The following is a 25642-nucleotide window of genomic DNA, read 5'->3' as shown; positions in this document are numbered from 1 at the left end:
CCGTGACCGGAACCGGGGCGCCCTGGAGCGAAGCGGCAGCGAGGCCTTCCACCCGATAGCGGACGTCGCGCAGACCAGAGAAGAGCCCGTATGCATCGATCCTCTCCCATTTGCGGATCCGTTCGGCGATGTCGAGCTCCCGCATCCGCTCGATCTCAGTGTCGACGTCGCTCCAGAGGGCCTGGAACTCCACTCGCGGCTGGGCTCCCGCCGCCGCGGCGATACGCCGGAACATCCTCCACGACGGCTCCCGCAGCCCTCGTTCGTACGCCGACAGGGTGCCCTGGGCGATCCGCGCCTTCCCCGCCAGTTCTCGTTGGGAGAGCCCTGCCGACTCGCGAAGCGTTCGCAGCAGGTCACCGAGGATCTCACCGTCTCCGGGGTCCGGCACGCCGATGTTCTCCGGGTCGAAGCCGCCCTTGAAGCCGCCCTTGAAGCCGCCGTCGAGATCGCTGAACACTCCACCCATGGTGAGTCGGCGCCTTCCTCTCCGCGCCGATGAACCATGTTCTGGGGATAACCTGCGCCGCTCTCCGTACCCCGGCCCGCCGGGGAAAGACGTTTCGCTTCCCGGGTATTGCTGAGAGCAATATGTATTGCTCTCAGCAATACCCGGGAAAGGCATTCCGTCCCCTGCCCCTCTGCAGTCACGGCGGCGTCACCACACCGGCCCCCGCGTCCCTGTGTTCGGCGATGCCGCTACCGGTCAGTGACGGTTCCGACCTCGCCGTGCCGCCGAGGTCCCGGGCCGTGACACGACGAACGGCCCGTCGGCATGGCCGGGCCGTTCCGCCCTCCTTCCCGCCCTCCCGGAGGGGCGGTGACGAGGCGGAGGCCGCCGGGCACGGCACTAGCCGAGGTAGGCGGCACGGACGGCGGGATCGCCGCGGATCTCGGCCGGGACGCCGGTGGCGATGACCTTGCCGAGATCGAGGACGACGAGGCGGTCGCAGACGTCCATGACGAAGCCCATGTCATGCTCGACCAGCAGCGTCGTGGTGTCCAGGGATCGGACGACCTCCCCCAGACGGGCGGTCTGGTCGGCGTCGAGACCGGAGGTCGGCTCGTCGAGCAGGAGCAGCGAGGGGTCGTCGGCGAGGGCCCGGGCCAGCTCGACCAGGCGGCGCTGGCCGACGGGCAGTGAGGCGGCGTAGGCGTCGCGCAGCTCGGTCAGCCCGCACAGGGAGAGCACCTCCTCCACCCGCCGCCTGCGATCCCGTTCCCGCCCCCGCCGGGAGGGCCAGCCGGTCAGGTCGGCCAGGAGGCCGCCGCCGCCCCCGCGCCACTCCATCGCGGCCAGCACGTTGTCGGCCACGGTCAGGCGGCCGAACACCTGGGTCCGCTGGAAGGTACGGCGCAGCCCGGCGCGGGCCCGCCGTACCGCCGGAACGGCCGTGACGTCGCGACCCGCCACCCGGACAGAGCCGGAGGTCGGTCGGCGCAGCCCGGAGACGACGTCGAACAACGTGGTCTTGCCCGCCCCGTTGGGCCCGATCACCCCGCAGACCTGCCCCCGCGGCACCTCGAAGGAGACGTCGCTGAGCGCGTGGATCCCGCCGAAGGACACCGAGACCGCCTCGACCGCCAGCGCCGCGCCCGCCCCGCCGTCCGCCTTCACGCCCGCCCCGCCGCGCCCGTCCGTCCCGCCGTCCACGTCCGCGCCCATCCCACTGCTCATCTCATGCCACCCCCAGGTAGGCGGCGGTGAGCCGGGTGTCGTCCACCTCGGCGCGCGGGCCGGTCCAGGTGACCCGGCCCAGGCGCATGAAGGCGACCCGGTCCGCCAGTTCCAGCGCGGCGGTGGCCTTCTCCTCCACCAGCAGCAGCGCGACGCCGCGCTCCCGCAGTTCGGCGAAGACCTCGAAGATCTGCGCCACGACGAGGGGGGCCAGGCCCAGGGACGGCTCGTCGGCGATCAGCACCCGGGGCGGCCTGATCAGAGCCGGGGCGAGGGTGAGCAGTTGCTGCTCCCCTCCGGACAGGGCGCCCGCGGCGATCCCTCGGCGCCGGGCGAGCTGGGGCATGCGCTCGTAGACGGGATCGGGGTCCGGCAGCCAGGTCCGCAGGTTCTCCTCGACGGTCAGCCCGGGGAACACCCCTCGGCCTTCGGGGGCGAGCAGCACGCCCTCCCGCGCGCGGCGGTGCGCGGGCCAGGCGGTGACGTCCACCCCGTCCAGGAGCACCCGCCCTGCCGCCACCGGAAGGTCCCCGGCCGCCACCGCGCAGGTCGTGGACTTGCCCGCGCCGTTGGCCCCGAGCAGCGCCACCGCTTCGCCGGGCCGTACCGACAGGTCCACCCCGCGCAGCACCGTCACATCGCCGTATCCCGCGACCACGTTCTCCAGCCGGAACAGCGCCTCCCGCGAAGGTTCGGCGGGCCCCTCGCCCCGTCCGGCCGCGCCCCGGAGGCCCCGGGGAGGCCCGCTCCCGTTCTCCGCCGCGACGATCCCGTCCGCCGCCGGCCCGCTCCCGTTCGCCACCGCACCGGCCTCGCTCGCCGCCGCCGGCTCGTTCCCCGCCTCCGGTACGGCCGCCGCCTCGGCCTGGACGGCGGCGGCCCTGGCGCGTTCGACCCTGCGCCGCCGGCGGCGATGGCGACCCTCGGCCATCTGGGCGAGCACGCCGTCGGGGTGCCGGGCCAGGATCATGCCGCCGGTGCCGAACAGGATCGCGCCGACGTGCGCCGAGACGTGCCACCCGGCCAGCAGCTCCGGGAAGATCGCGGCGATCAGGCCGCCGAGCACGGCCCCGCCGATCCGCCGGACGCCCTGCAGGACCACCACCGCCAGCCAGACGAATCCCGCGAAGGCGGGCAGGTCGGTGGCCGTCACCGAGCCCTTGGAGATCGCGAACAGCACGCCGCCCAGGCCCGCGATCCCCGACGCCAGGGCGAACAGAAGGATCTTGGTGCGGGCTGCGGAGATGCCCGAGGTCGTCGCGGCGGCCGGGGCCGAGCGCACGGCCAGGATGGCCCGGCCCGAGGCCGAGCGTTCCAGGTTCCGCACCAGCAGGCCGACGAGCCCGATCAGGGCGAGCAGCAGCACGACCCGGACGCGCGGGTCGGTGGTGTCGGCGAACCCGAGGCCGAGCGCGGGCAGTGGCCAGCCGATGGTGCCGTTGCTGAACGCGTCGATCTGGAAGAGCACCTGGTCGGCGAGGAGGGCCAGGGCGAGTGTGGCCAGGGTCAGGATCCGCCCGCCCAGCCGGAGCGCGGGCAGCGCGACGAGCACGCCCACCGCCGTGGCGCCCAGCACGCCCAGGCCGATCGCCACCGGGAAGGGCAATCCGGAGGAGAACGCCCATCCGCAGGTCAGCGCGGCCATCGAGGCGAAGGAGGCCTGCGCGAGGTTGACCATGCCGCCGATGCCGGTGACCACGACGAACGAGCAGAAGATCAGCGCGAGGACCAGCCCTTGCGCCACCACGCCCACATAGAAGTCGTCCGCGGGACGGGTGAGCGTCCAGCCGAGCAGGGCGGCCAGGGCCACGATCCAGGGCAGCCGCCGCCGCCATGCCGGCAGGTCGGCCAGGTAGTCGGGGGGCGGCGCGTCCTCGGCGGCGGAGCCGGCCACCCGGTCCCTGGACCGGTTGAGCACGATCAGCCCGGCGAACAGCAGGATCACCGGGACCGCCGTGCGCAGGCCGGTGACGTCCTCGGCGAAGTCGGCGTACCCGGCGACCAGGTTCTGCACCACGCCGAGGCCGAGCCCGGCGGCGAAGGTCACCGGAATCGAGCGGAGCCGCCCGAACACCGCGGCGGTCGCCGAGACGAACAGCATCACGGTGAACGCGGTGGAGTCCAGTCCCAGGGTCGACACGGCCAGCACCCCTGCCAGCCCGGCGAGGGTGGAGCCGAGCATCCAGGCCAGCGCCGAGGAGGCGTCGGCGTCGATCCCCCGCAGGGTCGCCAGCCGGCGGCGGTCGACCGAGGCCCGCATCCGCAGGCCGTACGGCGTGTGCCGCATGAAGGCCCAGAGCCCTGCGGCGGCCAGGATCGCGAAGACGAACGTGATGATCTGGTCGGAGTCGAGGCGGACGCCGCCGACGTCGACGTTGACCGGCGGGTACGGCCCCAGCCCGTGCGGGAGCGCCGTGGCGTCGGCGCGCGGCAGGCCGAACGGCTCGGCGACCAGGTCGACGATCCAGAGTCCGAGGGCGGGCAGCGCGATCGTCAGGCCGATGGTCCCGACGATCTGCGCGGTCTCCCCCGCCTGCGCCAGGCCCGCGAACATGGCCCGGTGCAGCACATATCCGAGCAGCGGCGAGAACACCGCCACCGCGACCAGGCCCGCCGGCCAGGCGGGCCACCCGAGTCCGACGTTGAGCTCGAAGAACAGCAGCGCGGCCAGGAAGCCGATGGCGCCGTGGGCGAAGTTGAACACGCCCGTCGCCGCGTACGAGAGGGTCAGGCCCGAGGCCATGACGGCGAAGACGGCACCGGTGACGAGGCCGCTGACGATGTACCCGAAAAACTCCGGCAAGGGTCTTCACCCCGAGATCTCGCGCCTGGGATCCACCTGGTACGGCGGGCCTGCACGGCGAGGGCCGGGGCCGTCGTGAAACGGCCCCGGCCGCCCGCGTCATGCCGCTCACGCGGCCCGCCAGCTCGTGAGCGGCACGTCTTCGGGCCGCTACTTGAGCGGCACGTTGTCGAAGCACTTCATGTTCTTGGCGACCTTGAAGGTGCCGCCCTCCAGCGTGACCAGGGCCCCGCAGCCGTTGGGCTCGTTGTGGTCCTTGGGGTACCGGATCCTGCCGAACCCGGCGTTCTCGTAGGAGAACGAGCCGTTGGCGGTGGCCAGGAACCTCTCCCGGGTCAGGTCCTTGCCGGTCTGTTCCAAGACCTTCAGGAAGATGTCCGCCGACCAGTAGCCGATGGCCAGGTGCTGGGTCAGCACGGTGCCCGGCGCGGCCTTCTCCACGTCGGCCCTGAGCTGGGCGATCTCCGGCGCGCCGGACTCGAACGGCTCGAACATCGGGGCCGCGATCACGCCCTCCAGCGCCTGGGCGGTGGCCGGGTCCTTCAGGATGGCCGCGTCGTAGCTGGTGGCGTCGGTGAGCAGGCCCTTGTAGCCGGCCTTCTTCAGCGCCGAGTAGAGGCCGACGTTGAACTTGGTCCCGGCGATGATCGAGACCACCACGTCCGGAGCCTTCCCGCCGTCCGAGGTCATGATCTTGTTGACGTAGGGCAGCCAGTCGGGCGGCGGGGCGGCGGCGGGCAGGCCGGAGTTGATGCCGACGATCGTGAAGCCCGCGGCCTCGAAGGACTGCGAGATGGTCTTGCCGCCGTACTTGCTGCCGCTGGAGTCGGTGGTCTGGACGTAGACCGTCTTGCCCCCGGAGCCGCCGACCAGCTCGGCCATCTGGTTACCCCACCAGGTCTGCGAGCCCGCGCCCGGCTTGGGGGCCAGGCAGCCGTTGTAGCCGAATCCGGTCGTGGTCCCGCACCACTGCGGGCCGGTCGCCCAGCCGAACCACGGCACGCCCTGCTGCTCCAGGAAGACCGCCCCGCCGAAGTTGGGGCCGTGCACCGGGACCAGCGCGAAGACCTTGTCCTTCTGGACCAGCTTCTTGGCCGCCGCGTCGCCCTTGGCCGCGTCCTGGTTGTCGTCCTCCGCCCCGATGAACTCGATCTTCCGGCCGTGCACCCCGCCGGCGTCGTTGGCCCGCTGGAAGCGGGCCCTGGCGCCGATCTCGGCGTCCTTGGTGGAGTACCCGCTGGCACTGGTCTTCGTGAGCACCCCGCCCACTCTGATCGTGGTGTCGGTCACCCCGGCCGTCCCGCCGGCGTCGCCCCCGCCCGCGGCCTTCTGCTCGGCCGCACAGCCCGCGGCGAGCGCCGCCGCGGCCACCAGGCCGACGAGCCGCACCGCCTGCCGTCTCAGCACTGCCTGCCGTCCCATAGGTCACTCCCTGCCGTGCCGCACGGCCACGCCCCACCCGGGTATTTGGCCTAGCGCTCGCTTGGTTTGGTCAGCGTAGGTTTGGCCGATCCAGAGTGTCAATGGAGCGTTATAGGAGCGTTGCGCCCTGTCCGCATACCAAGCAACTGCTTGCTTTAATCAACGAGCGGGGCTAGCGTGCGGAACGGGCCGGGCCCGCGGGCCGGCTCCCCGGATCGGGCCTGCGGAACGGGACCGCGGACGGGCCTTCTGCGCGACGGGAGCGGATTGATGTTGATGCGTGCGGCCGTACTCACCGGGTTCGACAGGCCGCTTCAGGTCCGCGAGGTCGAGATCGCCGATCCCGGGCCCGGCGAGGTCCGCGTGCGGATCAAGGCCTCCGGGGTGTGCGGATCCGACATCAAGGCACTCGACGGCTTCAGCCCGGTCGTGCGGGAGCTCCCCTTCGTTCTCGGCCACGAGAGCGCGGGGATCGTGGAGAGCGTCGGCGCCGGCGTGACGAGCGTTCGCCCGGGCGACCACGTCATCATCGCGATGAACGGGCCCTGCGGCCGGTGCCGCGCCTGCGGGGCCGGCCGCTTCCACCTGTGCTCGGGCCGGGCGAGGACGGCCGCCATCATGGGCACCATGCGCGACGGCGGCACCCGGATCACGGTGGACGGCGCCCCCGCCCGGACGATGATCGGCATCGGCTCCTTCGCCGAGTACGCCGTCGTCAACGAGCCCATGTGCGTGAAGATCGCCAAGGATGCGCCGTTCGACACCATGTGCCTGCTGGCCTGCGGCGTGGTCACCGGGGTCGGGGCGGTGCTGAACGTCGCGAAGGTGACGCCGGGCGCCAGCGTCCTGGTGGCCGGCTGCGGCGGCGTCGGGCTGAACGTCGTCCAGGGCGCCGTGCTGGCCGGAGCCACCACGATCATCGCCGCCGACGTGGCCGAGCCCAAGCTCAAGCTGGCCAGGGAGTTCGGCGCCACCCACACGATCCTCTCCGCCGACCTGCCGCAGCAGGTCGGCGGGATCGTCCGGGGCGGCGTGGACTACGCCTTCGACGTCACCGGCGTGCCCGGCGTGCTGGCCGCCGCCTTCGCCTCGACCCAGCCCGGCGGCACGACCGTGATGGTCGGCAGCCCGCCCAAGGGGCAGCCGATCTCCGTCGACCCCGGCCTGCTGTTCGCCTCGCGCCGCCTGGTGGGCACCCAGGGCGGCGACGCCGCCCCGGTCCGGGACCTGCCCATGCTCGCCGAGCAGTACCTGCACGGCCGCCTCGACCTCGACCGCCTGGTCAGCGAGCGCGTCCCGCTGGAGGAGATCAACGAGGCCGTCCGCCATGTGCGCGAGGGCGCGGTGGCCCGCAGCGTCATCGTCTTCGACTGAGGACCGGCGACGTCCAGGACAGCGGCTGACGGCGATCGAGACCCGGCCGATGCGGTCCCACGGCTCCCCCCGCTCAGGTGCGGCCGGCGCCGACCAGCTCCTTGCGGGGCTCCTCGACCATGGACTCCTCGTCGTGGCCCTCGATGGAGAGGTTGGGCAGGATCCGGTCCAGCCACCGGGGGCACCACCAGTTGTAGCGGCCGAGCAGGACCATGGTGGCCGGGACCAGGAAGCCTCGGATGATCGTGGCGTCCACCGCGATGGCCACGGCCAGGCCGACACCGAAAATCTTGACCATGGGGTCCGGGTAGGCGATGAAGGCGACGAAGACGGCGACCATGATCAGAGCCGCCGAGGTGATGACCCGCCCGGTCGTGCCCAGGCCCTCGGCCACCGCCCTGCTGTTGTCGCCGTGCTTCAGGTACGCCTGCCGTACGGCGGTGAGCAGGAACACCTCGTAGTCCATCGAGAGCCCGAACAGCACCGCGAACAGCATCAGCGGGATGTAGCTGTCGATCGGCACCGAGAAGAACAGCGTGGTCAGGTAGGAGTCGTCCGTCCCGACCGGCGGGTCCATGCCGACCAGGCCGCTGCCCAGGCCGAGGGAGAAGACCAGCGACAGCGCGCCGAAGGCGGCGCCGAGCGAGACCAGGTTCATCAGCGCTGCCTTGATCGCCACCACCGGGGAACGGAATGCCAGGAGCAGCAGCAGCGCGCTGAGCAGGACCACGACGCCGACGACCACAGGAGTGCGCTCGGCGATCCTGGCGTTGGCGTCGGCCATGCCCGCCACCTCGCCGCCCACGTGCACGCTCGCGCCCTCCACCTCGATCGCGCGCACGCCCTTGACCACGTCGAGGGCCCGAGAGTCGCTGGGCGCGTAGTCGGGCACGGCGCTGACCAGCGCGGCGGTCCCGGCGGAGTTGAGCACCGGCTCGGCGACGTGGGTCACGCCCGGGACGGCCTCGACCCGCTCCCGGAGCGTCTGGAGCACGGCGGGCGCGGGCTCGCGGTCGACGGCCTTCTCCGCCAGCTCTGCGACCACGATGAGCGGGCCGTTCATGCCGGGGCCGAACCCCGCCTGGAGGAGCTCGTAGGAGCGGCGGGCGTCGGTGCCCCGGTCGCCGTAGCCGTCGTCGAGCGGACCGAACGTGAGCGCGAGGGCGGGCGCGGCCAGAGCGGCGAGGACCGCGACGCTGAGCGCGAGGACGCCCCAGGGCCGCCGGGCGACCCAGACGCCCAGACCGGCCCAGCCGGAGGAGCCGTCCGCGGCCTTCCTGCGGCCCACGAGCGGCAGGCGCAGCGCGTTGACCCGATGCCCGAGCAGGCCGAGCAGGGCCGGGACCAGGGTGACCGAGGTGAGCACCGCGCAGATGACCGAGATGCCGGTGATCCAGCCGAGCGTCTGCAGCAGCGGGAAGCCGCCGAGCATCAGCGCGCTGAGTGCGATGATCACCGTGCCGCCGGCGAACACCACGGCCCCGCCCGAGCTCGCCGCCACCCGGCGGACCGCCTCACGCACGGCCAGGCCGTCGGCCAGCAGCTTGCGGTGCCTGCTGAGCAGGAAGAGCGCGTAGTCGATGCCGACGCCGAGACCGATCATCGTCGCCATGATCGAGGCCTGCTTGGGCACGTCCACGACGTGGCCGAGCAGGCTGATCACGCCCAACCCGGTCGCGATGCTCACCAGCGCGGTGAAGATCGGGATCATCGCCGCGACCAGCGTGCCAAAGGCGAACAGCAGCACCAGCAGGGCGCAGACGACGCCGATGACCTCGCTGGCGCCGGTCTTGATCTCCTTGTCGGCCGGGGTCCCGGAGTCGGCGGGCACCGCCTCCAGGCCCAGTGCGCGGATGGGCTCGGCGGCCGCGGAGAGCTTCCCGGTGGTCTCGGCCAGCTTGGCGTTGTCGTGGCCCTTGAGCTTGACGGTGATGATGCCGATCTGCCGGCTCGGGGCCATGCCGCCCAGCCGGTACGGCGTCAGCACCTCCACCACGTGGGGAACCCGGCGGATCTCGTCCATCGCCCGGTGCACCGCGCGCACCCGGCGCTGGGAGGTGAGCGGGCCGTCAGCGGAGTGCACGACGATCTGGACGGTGCCGCCCGGGTCGTAGCCGGGCCCGAACCCGTCGCGCATCAGGTCGTGTGCGCGCTGCGCGTCCGTGCCGGGAATGGCGACGTTGTTGCTGACGGGTCCGGGGAACAGCACCGAGCCCGCGGTCAGTCCCACCGCCAGGAGAACCCAGATCGCCAGCACGGCCACACCGTGCCGTGCGCACCAACCGCCCAACCGCCCAAGCAGACCAGACATCGGGACCGCCCTATTAAAATCGGTGACATACCCCTGTAACACCGTCCTGTACGTCCGTACAGTAACGACGTTAAAAGCCTAGCCCTGATATTCCGGAATAATCCCTCGGCCGGAGAAATGAGACGATGACCACACTCGACCCCGGCTACGACACCCGCGGGCGCATCCTCGAGGCCGCCCGCCAGTTGTTCGCCGAACGCGGTTACGCCGCGACCTCCCTGGCCGACATCGCCTCCGCGGTTGGTGTGACCAAGACGGCCGTGGCCTACCACTTCCACCCGAAGGACCGGCTCGCCGCCGAGTTGCTCGCCCCGGCGGCCTCGGACATCGTCACCCTGATCGAGTCCGGTTTCGATGACGAGCGCTCGTTCCTCGAGGTGCTGGTCACCTTCGCGGTCCGGCACCGCACCGTCATCCGCCTGATCATGGAGGACATCGGCGGCGCCGACGACGCCCCGCCCGGCTCCCCCGGCGAGGCCCTGCGGGCCTTCCGCGACTGCATCTACGCCCGTCTCGCCGGCCCCGACCCCGATCCGGCCGGCCGGGTGCGCGCCTGGGCGGTGCTGGGCTCGCTGCAGTACGCCGTGGTCAAGACGATCGACCTGCCCGAGGAGACCGTCCGGGAGACCCTGCTGGCCGCCGCCCTGGCCGCGGCCGGTTTCACGTCCTGACCCGCCCGCCTCCTACCGGCCCGGAGCGGTCACGGGCCCGCGCCGGGTTCCGGCGCCTGCGGATCCGCCGAGGCGGCCGGAGGGGGGGACTCCTCGCCGGGGCCGGGACCGGTCTGGGCCTCGACACCGACCGTGATCGTGACCCTGCCGCCCGGGCGGGCGCACGAGCCGGGCGCCGGATTCTGCGCCAGCACCACCCCGGCCTGCGCCGAGTCGGTGACCAGCCGCGGGCGCGCCCGCGCGGAGAGGCCCGCGGCGGTCAGCGCACGGCGCGCCTCCGCCTCGCCCAGACCGGTGACCGCGGGAGTCTCCGCACCCCTCCTGGCCACGGTCAGCGCGACCGAGGCGCCCGCGGAGACGCGCTCGCCCGCACCGGGGGTGCTGGAGAGCACCTGGCCTCCGGGACTGTCCGAGCAGCGCGGGGTCGCCCCGCCGGGGACCAGCCCCGCCTGGACGAGCAGCGCCTCGGCGGCCTTCCTGCGGAGGCCGGCCAGCTCGGGCACCGGGACCCCCGCCGAGACCTCCAGATCGACCTTGCTCCCCTTCGCCACCGTGCTCCCGGCCGCCGGCCAGGTTCGCAGCACCCGGCCGATCGGCTCCCGGGAGTCGGCCGGGGCGACCGTCCCGGCGGCCAGCCCGGCTCGCTTGATCGCGCGCAGCGCCTCGGAACGATCCATCCCCGCCAGCGCCGGCACCGCGATCCCGGCGGCGGGCGGCGGAGCGGTGGTCTCCGGGTCCCCCGTGCTCCCGGCGGGCCCTCCCCGCCGGGGACCCTGGTCCGCGCGGGGCACGGCCGGCGTGCCGCGGTCCGGCTGCTCGCCGGGGTCCGCCTGCAGCGACGATCCCACCGGGGGCCTGACCTGCGGCCCGCCTCCGGCGGGGACGCCGTTCCCGCTCAGCGCCGGAACCAGCACCGCCACCAGCACCGCCGCGCTGATCAGCAGCGACCCGGACATCGCGACCGACGCCCTGGTGGCCGCCCGGCCCGGGTGGGTCCGGATCCCGGCCGGCTCCCCGGAGAGGTCCGGCACGGAGCCCGCCGCGGGCGCTCCCCCCGTCACGGAGCCGGGCGGGCCGGACGCCGAGCGGATGGAGCCCCCGGCGACCGCCGCCCCGGCGGCCATCGGGAGCACGGCCGCCGAGATCTGGGACGCGCCCCCGGCGGCCGCGCCGCGCGCCGCCCGCCGCACGTCGCCGTCGCCGTCGCCGAGCAGCGCGAGCAGCAGCTCCCGGCTCGTGGGCCGGTCGGCGGGGCTCTTGCTCAGGCACTCGGCGACCAGCGCGCCGAGCCATCCGTCGAGACGGCCCAGCTCGGGAGGGGCGGTGAGGATGCGGCGCAGCACGGCCGCGATCGAGTCCTGTCCGAACGGGGCCTGGCCGTTCGCCGCGAAGCACATGGTCGCGCCCCAGGAGAAGACGTCGGCGGCCGGGTCGATCGCGGCCCCCTCCACCTGTTCGGGCGCCATGTAGGCGGGGGTGCCCGCGCCCCGCCCGGTCTGGGTGGCCGCCGCGTCCAGCGCCCTGGCCAGCCCGAAGTCGATGACCCGGGGGCCGTCGGGGCCCAGCAGGACGTTCTGCGGCTTGAGGTCGCGGTGGACGATCCCGGCCCGGTGGATCGCGGCGAGCGCGGTGGCCGTGCCGATGGCCAGCCGCTCCAGCCCGCCGCCCGCCCTGGGCCCGCCGACGGCGACCTCCCGGTGGAGCGAGGGCCCGTCGACGTATTCGCTGACGATGTAGGGACGGTCGTCGGCCAGCCCCGCGCCGACCACCTGGGCGGTGCAGAACCTGGCGACCTGCTTGGCCAGCTCCACCTCGCGCAGGAACGCCTCCCGCTCCTGCCCGACCGAGCCGTGCAGCAGCTTGACCGCGTACGGCTCGGGGCCCGTGGCGGGATGCATCCCGAGGTACACCACGCCCTGGCCGCCCTCGCCCAGCCGGCCGACCAGCTCGTAGTCGCCGAGCATGTCGGGATCCCCCGCTTTGAGCGGCTGCGCATACGGCACGCGGGCCTCCCCTCGCCCCCATCCCCCCTACTCAAGAAGAGGCGACCCCGCCCGTCAACAAGAGTGAGGCGCTTGTATCCCGCACGACTGTATCCGTCCAGCCGTCCCCGCACAGCCGTATCCGTCCCGATGTTCGGGGCGGGACCGGTTCATGCTGTGACAAACCGGGCGTAGTCGTCGAGCACGGGGAGCACCTGTCCGGCGGGGGCGCTGGGCAGGCTCAGCACGACCTCCTCGATGCCCAGCTCCGCGTAGTAGCCGAGCTTCTCCACGCTCGGCAGCGTGCCGAACGGGATCACTTTCGCCATCGGGCGCCCGGCCTTCTCGCATGCCTCGCGCAGCGCAGGGAGCGCGGCCCTCACCCCCCGGCCGCCGATCGGCATCCAGCCGTCGGCGTACTCGGCGACGTGGGCGAAGAGCTTCGGGCCCGCCGCGCCGCCGACGTAGACGGGTGGCCCGGAGAGCGGCTTGGGCCAGGACCAGGAGGGCTCGAACCGCACGTGCAGCCCGTCGAACCCCGCCTCCTCCCGGCTCCACAGCGCCTTCATCGCGAGCACGTGCTCGCGGGCGACCTCCCGGCGGGAGCTGAAACTGCGCGGTCCGCGGTGATTTTCGACCTCCTCCACGTTCCAGCCGAACCCGATCCCGAGCACCACCCGGCCGCCGGAGAGGTGGTCGAGGGTGGCGACGGCCTTGGCGGTCACGATGGGCTCGCGCTGGGCGGCGAGCAGGATGCCGGTGCCCAGGGTGATCCGCCCGGTCACGGCGGCGGCGTGGGAGAGGGCGACGAGCGGGTCGAGCGTGCGCCGGTACTCCTCGGGGAGCGTGTCCTGCCCGGCGGCGGGGGGCGTACGGCGCGAGACGGGGATGTGGGTGTGCTCGGGGAGGTAGAGGGAGGCGAAACCGCGTTCCTCGGCGGCCCGGGCCAGCGCGGCGACGGGCATCGCCGTGTCGGTGGCGAACATCGTGACACCCAGCCGCATGAGGCCTCCGGTTCTCGTCCCGGTCCGCTCCGACCAAGCGGATCCGTTTGGTAAACCAAGCGATTGCTCGGTTATCATTCCTAGGGTAGCTTGCTCACGTCGCGGATGGCGAGGACACCGGACCGGGCGGTCCGCGGCGCGCGCCGGGAGCGGAGCCACCCGACGGGCACGGCACTCCTCACGGAAGGACGCTCATGCCGTTCACGGACCTAGGCGACGTTCGACTGTTCCACACCGACGACGGCTCGGGGGACACCACACTGCTGCTCGTCCACGGTCTGGGATCGGACTCACACGAGTGGGTCCACCACATCCCCGCCCTGGCCGGGCACCACCGCGTGATCGCCGCCGACATGCGCGGGCACGGCTACTCCTCCGCGCCCGCGACCGGCAACACCCCCCGCGCGATGGCCGAGGACCTCGCCCGTCTCTGCGAACGGCTGGAGATCACCTCCTGCGTGGCGGTCGGCCACTCGATGGGCGGGCAGGTCGTCTCCCACCTGGCGGTGGAGCATCCCTCGCTGGTCAGGGCGCTCGTCGCCGTCGACCCCGGCTACGGCTTCACCGGCGCCGTGGCCGAGGCGTTCCCCGGGATGATCGAGCGCATGCGCGAGGATCCCGTCGCCGCCTCCCTGGTGAACGAGTTGTGGACCTCCACCCGGGCGACCCCCGAGTGGCTGCGCGAGTGGCACCGGCGACGGGTGCTCGGCACACCCCCGCACGTGCTGCTACAGGCGTTCGAGGCGATGTTCGGCGGCCCGGACGCCGTCGGGATCCGCCCCAACTCCGACGCCTACCTGTCGCGCCGGGAGTGCCCGGTGCTGACCTTCTGGTTCGACCCGGCCCAGGCGGCATGGGAGGCGGGCCTGCTCAAGGACCCGCGGTCCAAGGCCGTCGTCTGGGAGGGCAGCGGCCACCGGCTGCACGAGGAACGCCCAGGGGAGTTCCTCCTCGTCGTCACCAACTGGCTAAGGAGCCTGTCGTGAAGTTCTCGATATTCCTCAACCCGCAGATTCCCGGCTCCGGATACTCCAGCGAGGAGAACGCCGTCGCCAAGCGGCCGATCGGGCGCGATGTCGAGTCCTACCAGGCGCTGCTCCACGAGGTCCGCGAGATCGCGATCCACGCCGACCAGATCGGCTTCGACGCGCTGATGATGACCGAGCACCACTTCCACTCCGAGGGCTTCGAGTTCTCGGTCAACCCGCTGATGTTCCTCACCGACCTGGCCGCCCGCACCGAGCGCATCCTGCTGGCCCCGCTGGGCATCGTGCTCCCGGCGTGGGACCCGATCCGCGCGGCCGAGGACGTGGCGCTGCTCGACCACTTCAGCAGGGGGCGGCTGCGCCTGGGCGTGGCCCGCGGCTACCAGAACCGGTGGATGAACGTGCTGGGTCAGCGCTGGCACGCCGCCGCGGCCCGCTCCGACGGCTCGGCCTCCGACACCCGCAACTTCGACGTCTTCGGCGAGGTGCTGAAGATCATGAAGATGGCGTGGACCCAGGACACGCTGCGCTACAAGTCGGACGTGCTGGACTACGAGGTGCCCTCGCCGTACGACGGGATCGAGGGCTGGCCGGCCCTGGAGTGGACCCGCACCTTCGGCGCCCCCGGCGAGGTGGACGACCAGGGACGCATCCATGCGATCTCGGTCGGGCCCAAGCCGTACCAGAACCCCTACCCGGAGCTGTGGCAGCCGTTCACCATCTCCGACCGCTCGGTGATCCGCGCCGCCCAGGAGGACATCCTTCCGTGGATGTTCACCCCCAACCCCGACGACCACGCGGCCAAGGCCAAGCTCTACCAGGAGGAGTCGGCCAAGTGCGGCCGGGACTACAAGCTGGGCGAGCACACCGGCATCCTCAAGATCGTCGGTATGGCCGACACCCGCGAGGAGGCCATCGCCACCTACGGCCACGGCATGCAGAAGGACTTCGCCGCCTTCTTCGGCCCGTTCGGCTATTTGGAGGTCCTGCGCAAGCAGGAGGACGACAAGCACAAGCCGATCAGCCCGGAGAAGGGCGACTTCAAGCGCATGAACGAGGTCGAGATGGCCCTGCTGGGCGGCCCCGACGACGTCAAGCGCGGCATCCAGCGCATGCTCGACCGCATGCCCGACCTGGAGTGGTTCGGCCTGTTCATGCAGGGCCAGCAGGGCGTGCTCCCGCTCGACACGGTCAAGCGCAACCTGGAGCTGTTCGCCACCAAGGTCATCCCCGAGTTCGCCGACTGACGTCCGCCGAGGTCGCCCGGGTTCACCGGCAGGCGTCCGCAGGGGACGCCCCGCCTTCCGGGCCGGGTCCGCCGCCGGCGTTCGCTCCTGGGATGTGTCCCCCGGCCCCGCCGAGGGACACATCCCGAAATTTCACCGTCCAACATGAGGCAGGGGTACCTGTGCAGTTCTGGCTGGGTGCGTCATTCGTCCCGACCGACCAGTTCCTGGAGCTGGCGAAGGCGTCCGAGCGGTGCGGCATCCACACCCTCACGCTCTCGGACCACATCTTCTATGCCGACTTCGACTCCCCCTACCCGTACTCGAAGACCGGCGCCCCCCGCTGGACCGCGGAGACCCACTGGCCGGACGTGTGGGTGACGATCGGTGCGATGGCGGCGGTCACCTCGACGCTGCGTTTCGCGCCCAACGTCTACATCGCCCCGGCCCGGGACCTGTTCACCGTCGCCAAGCAGGTCTCCACGGCCGCGGTGCTGTCGGGCGGCCGGGTCACCTTCGGCGTCGGGGTCGGCTGGTGCAAGGAGGAGTTCGTCCAGACCGGTCAGGACTTCCACACCCGGGGCCGCAGGCTGGACGAGATGATCCCGGCGCTGCGCGCCCTCTGGGCGGGCGGGACCGTCGAGCACCACGGCACCCACTTCGACCACGGCCCGCTCTCGATCTCCCCCGTCCCCGCCGAGCCCGTGCCCTTCTTCGTCGGCGGCGACAGCGAGGCGGCGCTGCGCCGCGCGGCCCGGCTGGGCGACGGCTGGATCGGCAACCGCATCTATTCCGAGGAGCGGCTCGACGCGGTCCTCGCCGACCTGTGGCGCTATCTGGAGGAGTACGGCAGGCCACGGGACGCCCTGCAGATCGTCGCACCGCTCGCCGTCGTGCCCGACGCGGAGACCTACCGCCGCTACGCCGACAAGGGCGTCACCGGGACCATGGCCGCGCCCTGGTGGCTGGCCACCCCCGAGGAGAAGGCGAAGTACGGCGACAGCCTCGAACTCAAGATCGCCACCATCGAGCGTTTCGCCGACGAGGTCATCTCGAAGATGTGAGGCCCATCTCGGACAGGGCCAGGTCCATGAAGCTGCCGATCGGCTCGTCGACGGCGCCGACCCGGTGCAGGGCCGCCATCCCGAGATAGACGCTGTAGCCGGCGACGGCCCGCCCGCGGGCGAGGTCCGGCGGCTGCCCCGCCTCCTCCAGCGCCGCCTGCATGAACTCCAGGCGCCGCACGCTCACCCGCCGGGCCGTCTCCGCGGCGAGCGGATCGTCGGCCGCGCTGATCAGCCGGAAGGCGATGCCCGCGTCCACCGGATCACCGAAGGCGAACTCCAGCAGCGTGCGCATGCGCAGCACCGGGTCGGAGATCTCCAGCAGTCCGGCGATGATCTCCTCCGTCCCCGCCTCCCAGAGCGCGAGCGCGGCCTCCACCAGCGCACGGCGGTTGGCGAAGTGCCAGTAGAAGCTCCCCTTCGTGGTGCCGAGCCGCACCGCCACCGGTTCCACCGCCACAGCCGCCAGACCGCCCTCGGCCAGCGCCTCCAGCGCCGCCCTCGCCCAGTCCTCCGCGTTCAACCGACCCACCCGACCAGTCTTCCATACGCAGGCGTATAGTCGGACCGTACGCAACCGTATGGAGGTGGCTCGTGGTCTACAACATGCACGAACGCGTCGTCCCGGCATCCCCCGAGCGGGTCTGGGAGCTGCTCATGGGCCTCGGCGGCGAGGGGGACCGGCTCTGGCCGCAGGAGAAGGGCCGGTTCCGCCTCCCCGAGGGGGTCAGCCCCGGCGCCCCCGTCGAGCACGACCCGATGCGCTACCGCGTCGGCGCCGTCGAACCCTGCCGCCGGCTCTGGTTCGACACCAAGGAGATGACCGGCGGGCACGGCTTCACCCTCCACCCCGCCGCGGGCGGCACCCTGGTCCGGCACGAGATCAAGGGCCGGACCACCGGCCTGTTCCGGCTGCTGTGGCCGGTGCTGATCCGCCGGCAGCACGACGCGGTGCTGGAGCGCCTCCTGGACAACCTGGAGCGGGAGGCCAGCCGTGCCGACGTTGATTGACCGGATCGTGGCGGAGGCCGAGTTCTCGGAACGGCACGAGCTCGCCATCGCCGCACCGCGGGAGCGGGTCTGGGAGGCGGTCACCACGCTGGACCTGTCCGATCTCAAGGCCGCCCGTCCGCTGTTCGCCGCGCGTGACCTGGCCTCGCGGCTGCGCAACGGCCGCGAGCAGCGGGACATGCCCGCTGCCTCCTTCCTCCCCCTGGCCGCCGACCCCGGCCACGAGCTGGTCCAGGGGCTGCTCGGCCAGTGGTGGCGGCTGGGCGCCTCCCGCAACCCGACGGTGGCCGGCCTGGAGGAGTTCCAGGCGTTCGCCGAACCCGGTTACGCCAAGGCGGCGTTCAACTTCCTCCTGCTCGACGGCCCGGCGGGCCGGATCCGGCTGGTGACCGAGACGAGGGTCGTCACCACCAGCCCGGACGCCCGCCGCGCCATGGGCCGCTACTGGCGCGTCATCCGGCCCGGCAGCGGCCTCATCCGGCTGATCATGCTGCGCGCCGTCCGGGCGCGGGCGACCCGGTGAACCGCGGTCGTCCCGGTTCTCCGGTTCGCCGTCACGCCACGGCGCCGTGGTGAACCGGACGGATACGGGCGACCCGATAACCTGGCCGGGTGCTGGATGAGATCACGGCGACCCGCTACGTCACGCCGCTGCGCGAGGGCGGGTCGCTGCCGGGGGTGATGGAGGCCGACGACCTCGGCACCTACGTCGTGAAGTTCCGGGGGGCCGGGCAGGGCCGCCGGGTGCTCGTCGCCGAGATCGTCTGCGCCGAGCTGGCCAGGCGGCTCGGCTTCCGCACCCCGGAGCTGAAGGTGATCGAGGTCGATCCGCAGCTCGGCGCCCGCGAGCCCGACGAGGAGATCCAGGACCTGCTCAAGGCCAGCGCGGGCCGGAACCTCGCCGTCGACTTCCTGCCCGGCGCACTCGGCTTCGAGCCCCTCACCTGGCCGCCGGACCCCGCCCTGGCCTCGCGGCTGCTCTGGTTCGACGCGCTGATCCACAACGTCGACCGGAGCTGGCGCAACCCCAACGTGCTGCTCTGGCACGGCGACGTCTGGCTGATCGACCACGGCGCCGCCCTCTGGTTCCACCACAACTGGCGCACCGCCGACCCGCAGCGCGGCTACGACTCCGGCGACCACGTCCTGGCGCCCTTCGCCACCGCGATGGCCGAGGCCGACGCCGAGCTGAGCGAGCGGATCACCCCCGGGCTCCTCGACGCGGTGCTGGCCGAGGTGCCGGACGAGTGGTTGACGGACGAGCCGGGGTTCGACGACGCGGCGGCCGTACGGCGGGCGTACGCCGAACACCTGCTCGCCCGGGCCCGGGGACCCCGCGCGTGGCTGCCGGAGCCCGCCACCGGCGCGCCCACCCCGAGACAAGAGAAGAAATCCGGCTCGGTCGGCGCGTTCTGGAAGGGCTCCCGATGAGAGACGTCTACGAGTACGCCGTCCTCCGGGTCGTCCCGCGCGTCGAGCGCGGCGAGCTGATCAACGCGGGCATCCTGCTCTACTGCCAGCCGCGCGACTACCTGTGCGCCCGGGTGGAGCTGGACGAGGCGCGGCTGCGCGCCCTGGACGCCCATGCCGACGTCGACGGGGTACGGCACGCGCTCGGCGCCTACCGGCTCTCCTGCACCGAGGAGGCGGGCCCGCTGGCGAAGGAGCCGCTCGGCAGCCGGTTCCGCTGGCTGACCGCGCCGCGTAGCACGATCGTGCAGGCCGGCCCGGTCCACGCGGGCCTCACCGACTCCCCCGAGGACGAGCTGGAGCACCTGATGGCCCGGCTCGTCCGGGCCGCCCAGGACTAGAAGAGCACCGACATGAAGGTGCCGACCTCCTTGAAGCCCGCCTTGCGGTAGGCGGCCCTGGCCGGGGCGTTGTAATCGTTGACGTACAGCGAGACCACCGGGGCGAAGCAGTCGAGCGCGTATTTGACCACCGCGGCCATCCCCGCCGCCGCGTGGCCCCGGCCGCGTAGGTCGGGGTGGACCCAGACGCCCTGGATCTGGCAGGCCTGCGGGGTGACCGCACCGATCTCGGCCTTGAAGACGACCTTGCCGTCGTCGATCCTGGCGTACGAGCGGCCGATCCGGATCAGCTCGGCGACCCGTGACCGGTAGAGCGCACCACCGTCTCCGGCCTCCGGGGAGATGCCCACCTCCTCGGTGAACATCGCCACGCAGGCCGGGAGCATCGTCTCGAACTCCTCCGGCCGCACCCGCCGGACCAGCGGGTCGGCGGGGATCGGCGAGGGCCTGGTGATGGCCATCACCGGCTGTGCCCAGCGGATGGCGCGGGCCGGACCCCAGGAGGGCTCGATCCGCTCCCAGAACAGCTCGACCGCCTCGGCCGGGCCGACGATCGAGGAGCAGCGGCGGCCCTGCCGGCGGGCACGGTCGGCGAAAGCGTGCACGGCTTCGGGACCCGCACCCACCGGGACCAGATTGGCCCCGGCGTAGCAGAGAGAGATCAGGCCGCCTCGCGGGCCGAACCCCCACATCTGACCGCCGAGCCGGGCCGGATTGAGCCCGACGGAGCGGACTCTGGAGGCGACGAAGACATTGGTGACGGGGTCGGCGTCGAGGATCGCCATGACCTCGTCACGGTCACTGTCGTCGAGCACGCGCGACGCCGTTGTGCGCAGCATCACCCGCCCAGCCTACGCGACCTCCTCGATTTTGGCAGGAACCAACACAAGCCCTACCTGCTCCACCCTGCCATCAGCGGCATGCGCACGGCCTGCCGGGACGGTTGCTGCGACGGTTCGGCCGGCTTGGGCTTCGGGGTCGCCGCGCAGCGCGCGTCCGGTGCGACCGGGCCGGAGGCGGATCGGCCCGCGGCGCCGGGCAGGGTGCCGTCCTTGAGGTAGGCGGCCAGGTGCCGGTCGGCGCAGGTGTTCCCGCCGAGCGCGACGCCGTGGTTGCCGCCCGGCTCGACCACCAGCCGGGAGCGGGAGAAGATCCTGCGCAGCGTCAGCGCCCCCGAGTAGGGGGTGGCGGCATCGTGCCGGGACTGCAGGAGCAGGATGGGCGGGAGCCTCCTGTCGTCCCGGACCCGCACCGGCTTGGCGCCCGGCTCCGGCCAGAACGCGCACGGTGCGTTGAACCAGGCGTTCGACCAGGCCATGAAGGGCCTGCGCGCGTGGATCGCCGATGTGTCGGCCCGCCACCTGGCCCAGTTGCGCGGCCAGGCCGCGTCGCGGCACTGGATCCCGAGGTAGACGGCGTAGCCGTTCTCGTCCTCGGCGTCACCGGCCGCGTACCGGCGGTAGGCGGTCAGCAGGGGCTCGGTGTCGCCGCGCTTCACGTAGGCGGAGAGCGCCTGGGCGAGCTGCGGCCAGACGATGTCGGAGTAGCCGCCGAGGGTGTAGACGTCGTCGAACTCGCTCGGGCCGACCACCCCGCCCGCCGGGCGGGTGCGCAGCCGCTCGCGCGTGGAGTACCAGGCGAAGGAGACGGCCTTGCCGGTCGCGCCCAGCTTGTAGACGTTGTTGTGGCGTGCCGTCCACTTCAGGAAGTCGCGGTGCCGCCGGTCGAAGGCGACGTTCTGGTTGAGGTTGGAGTCGTACCAGACGTGCCGGGGGTCGACCACGCTGTCCAGCACGAACCTCTTGACCCGGCCGGGGAAGAGCGTCGCGTAGACCGCTCCGAGGTAGGTCCCGTAGGAGTAGCCCAGGTAGCTGATCCGCTCCTCGCCCAGCGCCTGCCGGATCGCGTCCATGTCCCGGACGGAGTTCTCGGTGGTCATGTGGGGCAGCAGCCAGCTCCAGCGTGTCGCGCACGCCTCGGCGTACTGGCGCGCCCGGCCGAGCAGCACCGACTCGTCCGCGGCGTTCCTCGGCACGGCGTCCGGGCGGGGCGCCGCGTAGTGCTTGACCGGGTCCATGCAGCGCAGCGCGGGCTCGCTGCGGCCCACCCCGCGCGGGTCGAATCCGATCACGTCGAACCGGCGGGCCAGGTCCGCGGGGAGCGACGTCGCGACGTACGTGGCCATGCTCTGGCCGGACGCCCCCGGACCGCCGGGGTTGACCAGCAGGACGCCCAGGTGGTTGTGGTCCCGGGAGGCCTGCCCCTTGATCCGGTTGAGGGCGATGGAGATGGTCTGGTACGGCTCGCGGTAGTCGAGCGGCACCCTCAGCGTGGCGCACTCCACGCCGGAGTCCTGAGGGGCGGGCTCCCGGGGAAGAACCGTGGTGTCACCGGCCGTGCCCCCCGCGGCCTTCTCCTCGCAGGGGCCCCACTCCAGGCCCCGCTGGACCTGCGCCGCCGCCTCAGGCGGCGCTGCGGCGGTGACGGCGAGCATCACCGCGCCCATGACAACCCCGACGACCCTCTTCACTGGGACTTCCTCTCCTCATACGGCAGAGGAGATGGTCTCCCGGACGGCCCTCCGGCCACCGGCCACCCGGCCAGACACTTACCAATGTGTAGCCAAGTGATTGCTAGCTGTAATCATCCGGCCGGACCTCGCACGCCGGGGTCAGCCCACGACGACCTCCGGGCCGGGGGCGTCGTCGTCGAGGTCGATCTCGACGCCCATCTCCTCGGCCAGCCGGAGGGCCTCCTCGATCAGGGTCTCCACGATCTGCGACTCGGGGACGGTCTTGATGACCTCGCCCTTGACGAAGATCTGGCCCTTGCCGTTGCCGGAGGCGACGCCGAGGTCGGCCTCGCGGGCCTCACCGGGGCCGTTGACGACGCAGCCCATGACCGCGACCCGGAGCGGGACCTTCAGCCCCTCCAGGCCGGCCTGGACCTGCTCGGCCAGGGTGTAGACGTCGACCTGGGCCCGGCCGCACGAGGGGCAGGAGACGATCTCCAGGCCGCGCTCGCGCAGGCCCAGCGACTCCAGGATGCCGATGCCGACCTTGATCTCCTCCACCGGCGGGGCCGACAGCGAGACCCGGATGGTGTCTCCGATGCCCTCGGCCAGCAGCGCGCCGAAGGCCACGGCGGACTTGATGGTGCCCTGGAAGGCCGGTCCCGCCTCGGTGACGCCGAGGTGGAGCGGGTAGTCGCACTGCTGCGCGAGCAGCCGGTAGGCCTGGATCATCACGACCGGGTCGTTGTGCTTGACCGAGATCTTGATGTCCCGGAAGCCGTGCTCCTCGAACAGCGAGCACTCCCACAGCGCGGACTCCACCAGCGCCTCGGGGGTCGCCTTGCCGTACTTCTGCAGCAGGCGCGGGTCGAGCGAGCCGGCGTTGACGCCGATGCGGATCGGCACGCCGTGGTCGGCGGCGGCACGCGCGATCTCACCGACCTTGTCGTCGAACTTCTTGATGTTGCCCGGGTTGACCCGGACCGCCGCGCAGCCCGCCTCGATCGCGGCGAAGACGTACTTCGGCTGGAAGTGGATGTCCGCGATCACCGGGATCTGCGACTTCTTCGCGATGATCGGCAGCGCTTCGGCGTCGTCCTGGGACGGCACCGCCACCCGGACGATCTGGCAGCCGGACGCGGTCAGCGCGGCGATCTGCTGGAGGGTGGCGTTGATGTCGGCGGTGACCGTGGTGGTCATGGACTGCACCGAGACCGGCGCGTCACCGCCCACCGGGACGGAGCCGACCATGATCTGGCGGGAACGGCGTCGCTCGGCGATCGGCTTGGTCCTGACCGAAGGGATCCCGAGAGCAACAGAAGTCATTTTTCAGCCTTTGAAGAGTCGACGACGCGTTCCAGTCTAGGTAGTGGCGGTGAGCTCGCGTGCCCGTACGCGCGCCCACGCGTCGGCGGCGAGCACTTCCTCGACCGATCCCGCCGCGGTGACCTGGTGCTCGCCCACGACGGCGGCCACGGTGTCCACGATGGCGAGGAACGGCAGCCGCCCGGCCAGGAACGCGTCCACGCACACCTCGTTGGCGGCGTTGTAGACGGCCGGGGCCGTGCCGCCCGCGGAGCCGACGTGGCGGGCGAGGGCGACGGACGGGAACGCCTCGTCGTCGAGCGGCTCGAACGTCCAGGTGTGGGCCCTGGTCCAGTCGACAGCGGGGACGGCGCCGGGGACCCTGCCGGGCCAGCCGAGGGCGAGCGCGATCGGCAGCCGCATGTCGGGCGGGCTGGCCTGGGCGATGACCGAGCCGTCGGCGAACTCCACCATCGAGTGGACGATCGACTGAGGGTGGACCACGACGTCGATCCGGTCGAAGCCGATGTCGAAGAGGAGGTGGGCCTCGATGACCTCCAGGCCCTTGTTGACGAGTGTGGCGGAATTCACCGTGATGACCGGGCCCATCGCCCACGTCGGGTGGGCCAGGGCCTGCTCGGGCGTCACGTCCTCCAGCTCCGCGCGGGACCGTCCCCGGAACGGTCCGCCGCTCGCCGTGACGACCAGTTTGCGTACGGCCCGCGCGTCCGGGCCGGTCGGCCCGGCCGCCCACAGGCACTGGGCCAGCGCGGAGTGCTCGGAGTCCACCGGGAGCAGTTGCCCGGGCCTGGCCAGGCGCTTGACCAGCGGCCCGCCGACGATCAGGGACTCCTTGTTGGCCAGGGCGAGCGTGCGGCCCGCCTCCAGCGCCGCCAGCGTCGAGGTCAGCCCGAGGGCGCCGGTGACGCCGTTGAGCACGGTGTCGCACGGCCAGGCCGCCGCCTCGGCGACTCCCTCGGGACCCGCGAGGACCTTGGCGTTCACGCCGAGGGCGGCCAGCGCCTCCCTGAGCTCCGGCACGGCCGCCGGGTCGGCCACGGCCACGGCCTCGGGCCGGAACTCGGCCGCCTGACGGGCCAGCAGGTCGATCCGGCCGCCCCCGGCGGCGAGGGCCGCGACCCGGAAGCTCCCGGGGTTGCGGGCGATGACGTCGAGGGACTGGGTCCCGACGGAGCCGGTCGAGCCGAGCAGGACGACGGAGCGCGTGGTGTCTGGCTGCACCGTCTCATTCTCCCGGTCCGCGTCGGCATGTCGAATCGGCATCGAACGCCGTGACCCAGGGAACACGCGATAAAAGAGGTTATTTAAGTCCGAATATTGCTATATCAATTGTCGCAAATATTGAGAAATGTGGATATGAGGCGCACTAGCTTCCCGAGTCAGCATCAGGTCTCGGGAGGTACACATGCGCCGCACGGCACGCCTGGTCCCCATCCTCACTCTCGCCGCGGGAAGCGCCCTGCTGCCCGCGGCGGTCGCCCACAGCGCCGCCGCCGCGGCCCCCGCCACCCCGCCCCCCGTCGAGGAGGAGGCCGCCGACACCACGAGCGAACAGCGCGTCGTCCAGCGCTACTGGACCGAGGCGAAGATGGAGGCGGCCCAGCCTCTCACCGCCCTCGCCCCCAGGAAGAACGGCATGCGCCTGACCGCGGAGGCGTCCGCCTCGCAGGCCGAGGCCGCCCCCGTCTCGATCCCCCCGACCACCGCGGACGGCGACGCCGTGGCGCCCCTGCGCGCCGGCACGGCGGCCCACACCTCCAACGGCTCCCCCTGGACCCGCGGCGGAGCGGTCACCAAGACCGCCGGACGGGTGTTCTTCACCTACCAGGGTCGCAACGCGTCCTGCTCCGGAAACGCGGTGACCAGCGAGAACAAGAGCACCGTGATCACCGCCGGGCACTGCGTGAAGATGGGCGGCGCCTTCCACAGCAACTGGGTCTTCGTCCCCGGCTACGACGGCGGCAACCGGCCGCACGGCACCTGGGTGGCGACCACGCTCTACACCACCCCTCAGTGGAACAACTCCGAGGACATCAACCACGACATGGCCGCCGCCGTGGTGGCCCCCCTGAACGGGCAGCGCCTGACCGACGTCGTCGGCGGCCAGGGCGTCGCCTTCAACCAGCCCCGGCGCCAGCAGATGCACTCCTTCGGCTATCCGGCGGCCAGCCCGTACGACGGCTCCAAGCTGATCTACTGCAGCGGCCGGGCCTTCGACGACTTCCTGATGAGCCGCGATCTCGGACTGAACTGCACCATGACCGGCGGGTCCAGCGGCGGGCCGTGGTTCCTGTCCTTCAACGAGAGCACCGGGCTGGGCACGCAGAACTCGGTCAACAGCTTCAAGTACAACTTCGCCAGCGGCTGGATGTTCGGCCCCTACTTCGGAACCGACGCCCGGGCCGTCTACGAGGCCGCCCAGGGCACCGGCACCCCCTGAGATTGCCGAAAGTAGCCGCAG

Annotated in this window: 21 protein-coding genes and 2 pseudogenes; 10 read left to right on the top strand and 13 right to left on the bottom strand. The window is 72.3% G+C overall.

Annotated elements, in window-relative coordinates; genetic code table 11:
- Positions 1–193 precede the first annotated feature (193 nt).
- The 5 genes and pseudogenes from HS041_RS40420 to HS041_RS12965 all read right to left on the bottom strand — a co-directional run.
- A pseudogene (locus HS041_RS40420) lies at positions 194–469 on the bottom strand (helix-turn-helix domain-containing protein); the annotation flags it as partial.
- Between the two features lie 381 nt (positions 470–850).
- Entirely contained in the window at positions 851–961 is a 111-nt protein-coding gene (locus HS041_RS40590) for an ABC transporter ATP-binding protein C-terminal domain-containing protein (RefSeq protein ID WP_501224834.1), read from the bottom strand.
- A gap of 105 nt (positions 962–1066) precedes the next feature.
- A pseudogene (locus HS041_RS12975) lies at positions 1067–1666 on the bottom strand (ABC transporter ATP-binding protein); the annotation flags it as partial.
- Positions 1667–1679: 13 nt separating this feature from the next.
- The gene (locus HS041_RS12970) at positions 1680–4481 is read right to left on the bottom strand and encodes an ABC transporter permease subunit (protein ID WP_196440944.1); all 2802 of its coding nucleotides are present in this window, start codon (positions 4479–4481) and stop codon (positions 1680–1682) included.
- A gap of 150 nt (positions 4482–4631) precedes the next feature.
- Positions 4632–5903, bottom strand: a complete 1272-nt coding sequence (locus HS041_RS12965; RefSeq protein ID WP_196440943.1) for an ABC transporter substrate-binding protein — start codon at positions 5901–5903, stop codon at positions 4632–4634.
- Positions 5904–6173: 270 nt separating this feature from the next.
- On the opposite strand from HS041_RS12965, the gene HS041_RS12960 reads away from it, so the two are divergent.
- Positions 6174–7277, top strand: a complete 1104-nt coding sequence (locus HS041_RS12960; protein WP_196440942.1) for an alcohol dehydrogenase catalytic domain-containing protein — start codon at positions 6174–6176, stop codon at positions 7275–7277.
- Positions 7278–7350: 73 nt separating this feature from the next.
- Here the strand turns inward: HS041_RS12960 and HS041_RS12955 are convergent, their stop codons facing one another.
- Positions 7351–9534, bottom strand: coding sequence for an MMPL family transporter (locus HS041_RS12955; RefSeq protein WP_307845269.1), 2184 nt, complete (start codon positions 9532–9534; stop codon positions 7351–7353).
- Between the two features lie 179 nt (positions 9535–9713).
- Here HS041_RS12955 and HS041_RS12950 point away from each other — a divergent pair, with 179 nt between their 5' ends.
- Positions 9714–10259: a TetR/AcrR family transcriptional regulator gene (locus HS041_RS12950; RefSeq protein ID WP_196440940.1), complete on the top strand. Its 546-nt coding sequence runs from the start codon at positions 9714–9716 to the stop codon at positions 10257–10259.
- Between the two features lie 29 nt (positions 10260–10288).
- Here HS041_RS12950 and HS041_RS12945 read toward each other — a convergent pair whose 3' ends face one another.
- Positions 10289–12262 carry a serine/threonine-protein kinase gene (locus HS041_RS12945; protein ID WP_196440939.1) on the bottom strand — a complete coding sequence of 658 codons (1974 nt, stop codon included), beginning with the start codon at positions 12260–12262 and terminating at the stop codon, positions 10289–10291.
- A 149-nt stretch (positions 12263–12411) separates the two neighbouring features.
- A complete protein-coding gene (locus tag HS041_RS12940) occupies positions 12412–13245 on the bottom strand; it encodes a TIGR03619 family F420-dependent LLM class oxidoreductase (protein WP_196440938.1) in 834 nt (277 codons plus the stop codon).
- A gap of 194 nt (positions 13246–13439) precedes the next feature.
- On the opposite strand from HS041_RS12940, the gene HS041_RS12935 reads away from it, so the two are divergent.
- The 3 genes from HS041_RS12935 to HS041_RS12925 all read left to right on the top strand — a co-directional run bounded on the left by HS041_RS12935 (position 13440) and on the right by HS041_RS12925 (position 16521).
- The gene (locus HS041_RS12935) at positions 13440–14231 is read left to right on the top strand and encodes an alpha/beta fold hydrolase (protein ID WP_196440937.1); all 792 of its coding nucleotides are present in this window, start codon (positions 13440–13442) and stop codon (positions 14229–14231) included.
- Positions 14228–15478, top strand: coding sequence for an LLM class flavin-dependent oxidoreductase (locus HS041_RS12930; protein WP_196440936.1), 1251 nt, complete (start codon positions 14228–14230; stop codon positions 15476–15478). Before HS041_RS12935 ends, HS041_RS12930 begins: the two co-directional genes overlap by 4 nt.
- A 161-nt stretch (positions 15479–15639) precedes the next feature.
- On the top strand, positions 15640–16521 hold the full coding sequence (locus HS041_RS12925) for a TIGR03619 family F420-dependent LLM class oxidoreductase (RefSeq protein WP_196440935.1): 882 nt from the start codon (positions 15640–15642) through the stop codon (positions 16519–16521).
- Here the strand turns inward: HS041_RS12925 and HS041_RS12920 are convergent.
- The gene (locus HS041_RS12920) at positions 16505–17053 is read right to left on the bottom strand and encodes a TetR/AcrR family transcriptional regulator (protein WP_196440934.1); all 549 of its coding nucleotides are present in this window, start codon (positions 17051–17053) and stop codon (positions 16505–16507) included. The two genes, HS041_RS12925 and HS041_RS12920, sit on opposite strands and share 17 nt — an antisense overlap.
- Before the next feature lie 62 nt (positions 17054–17115).
- On the opposite strand from HS041_RS12920, the gene HS041_RS12915 reads away from it, so the two are divergent.
- From HS041_RS12915 to HS041_RS12900, 4 genes are all read left to right on the top strand, one after another.
- A complete protein-coding gene (locus tag HS041_RS12915) occupies positions 17116–17532 on the top strand; it encodes an SRPBCC family protein (protein ID WP_196440933.1) in 417 nt (138 codons plus the stop codon).
- Positions 17516–18055, top strand: coding sequence for a hypothetical protein (locus HS041_RS12910; protein WP_196440932.1), 540 nt, complete (start codon positions 17516–17518; stop codon positions 18053–18055). Before HS041_RS12915 ends, HS041_RS12910 begins: the two co-directional genes overlap by 17 nt.
- An 89-nt stretch (positions 18056–18144) precedes the next feature.
- Positions 18145–18963: a HipA family kinase gene (locus HS041_RS12905; protein WP_196440931.1), complete on the top strand. Its 819-nt coding sequence runs from the start codon at positions 18145–18147 to the stop codon at positions 18961–18963.
- The gene (locus HS041_RS12900) at positions 18960–19343 is read left to right on the top strand and encodes a DUF3037 domain-containing protein (RefSeq protein ID WP_196440930.1); all 384 of its coding nucleotides are present in this window, start codon (positions 18960–18962) and stop codon (positions 19341–19343) included. Before HS041_RS12905 ends, HS041_RS12900 begins: the two co-directional genes overlap by 4 nt.
- On the opposite strand, the gene HS041_RS12895 is transcribed toward HS041_RS12900, so the two are convergent.
- The 4 genes from HS041_RS12895 to dxr all read right to left on the bottom strand — a co-directional run bounded on the left by HS041_RS12895 (position 19340) and on the right by dxr (position 24402).
- Entirely contained in the window at positions 19340–20182 is an 843-nt protein-coding gene (locus HS041_RS12895) for a GNAT family N-acetyltransferase (protein ID WP_196442459.1), read from the bottom strand. The genes HS041_RS12900 and HS041_RS12895 overlap by 4 nt on opposite strands.
- Positions 20183–20235: 53 nt before the next feature.
- Positions 20236–21873: an alpha/beta hydrolase gene (locus tag HS041_RS12890; RefSeq protein WP_196440929.1), complete on the bottom strand. Its 1638-nt coding sequence runs from the start codon at positions 21871–21873 to the stop codon at positions 20236–20238.
- A gap of 141 nt (positions 21874–22014) precedes the next feature.
- Positions 22015–23181, bottom strand: coding sequence for a flavodoxin-dependent (E)-4-hydroxy-3-methylbut-2-enyl-diphosphate synthase (ispG, locus tag HS041_RS12885; protein ID WP_196440928.1), 1167 nt, complete (start codon positions 23179–23181; stop codon positions 22015–22017).
- Between the two features lie 36 nt (positions 23182–23217).
- The gene (gene dxr / locus HS041_RS12880; protein WP_374058843.1) at positions 23218–24402 is read right to left on the bottom strand and encodes a 1-deoxy-D-xylulose-5-phosphate reductoisomerase; all 1185 of its coding nucleotides are present in this window, start codon (positions 24400–24402) and stop codon (positions 23218–23220) included.
- Positions 24403–24586: 184 nt separating this feature from the next.
- On the opposite strand from dxr, the gene HS041_RS12875 reads away from it, so the two are divergent.
- Positions 24587–25621, top strand: coding sequence for a trypsin-like serine peptidase (locus tag HS041_RS12875; RefSeq protein ID WP_196440926.1), 1035 nt, complete (start codon positions 24587–24589; stop codon positions 25619–25621).
- The last annotated feature ends 21 nt before the right edge of the window (positions 25622–25642 follow it).

The sequence above is a fragment of the Planomonospora sp. ID67723 genome (genome assembly GCF_015711605.1).
Lineage (GTDB): Bacteria > Actinomycetota > Actinomycetes > Streptosporangiales > Streptosporangiaceae > Planomonospora_A.
The sequence above is the reverse complement of the archived record's forward strand: the minus strand, read 5'-3'. Positions and strand labels throughout refer to the sequence as shown.

What these genes read in the sequence shown, in the direction of transcription:
- HS041_RS40590 (WP_501224834.1), bottom strand. Translation starts at nt 961, where the DNA reads ATGGACGTCTGCGACCGCCTCGTCGTCCTCGATCTCGGCAAGGTCATC.
- HS041_RS12965 (WP_196440943.1), bottom strand. Translation starts at nt 5,903, where the DNA reads ATGGGACGGCAGGCAGTGCTGAGACGGCAGGCGGTGCGGCTCGTCGGC.
- HS041_RS12960 (WP_196440942.1), top strand. Translation starts at nt 6,174, where the DNA reads ATGTTGATGCGTGCGGCCGTACTCACCGGGTTCGACAGGCCGCTTCAG.
- HS041_RS12950 (WP_196440940.1), top strand. Translation starts at nt 9,714, where the DNA reads ATGACCACACTCGACCCCGGCTACGACACCCGCGGGCGCATCCTCGAG.
- HS041_RS12940 (WP_196440938.1), bottom strand. Translation starts at nt 13,245, where the DNA reads ATGCGGCTGGGTGTCACGATGTTCGCCACCGACACGGCGATGCCCGTC.
- HS041_RS12935 (WP_196440937.1), top strand. Translation starts at nt 13,440, where the DNA reads ATGCCGTTCACGGACCTAGGCGACGTTCGACTGTTCCACACCGACGAC.
- HS041_RS12900 (WP_196440930.1), top strand. Translation starts at nt 18,960, where the DNA reads ATGAGAGACGTCTACGAGTACGCCGTCCTCCGGGTCGTCCCGCGCGTC.
- HS041_RS12895 (WP_196442459.1), bottom strand. Translation starts at nt 20,182, where the DNA reads ATGCTGCGCACAACGGCGTCGCGCGTGCTCGACGACAGTGACCGTGAC.
- ispG (WP_196440928.1), bottom strand. Translation starts at nt 23,181, where the DNA reads ATGACTTCTGTTGCTCTCGGGATCCCTTCGGTCAGGACCAAGCCGATC.
- HS041_RS12875 (WP_196440926.1), top strand. Translation starts at nt 24,587, where the DNA reads ATGCGCCGCACGGCACGCCTGGTCCCCATCCTCACTCTCGCCGCGGGA.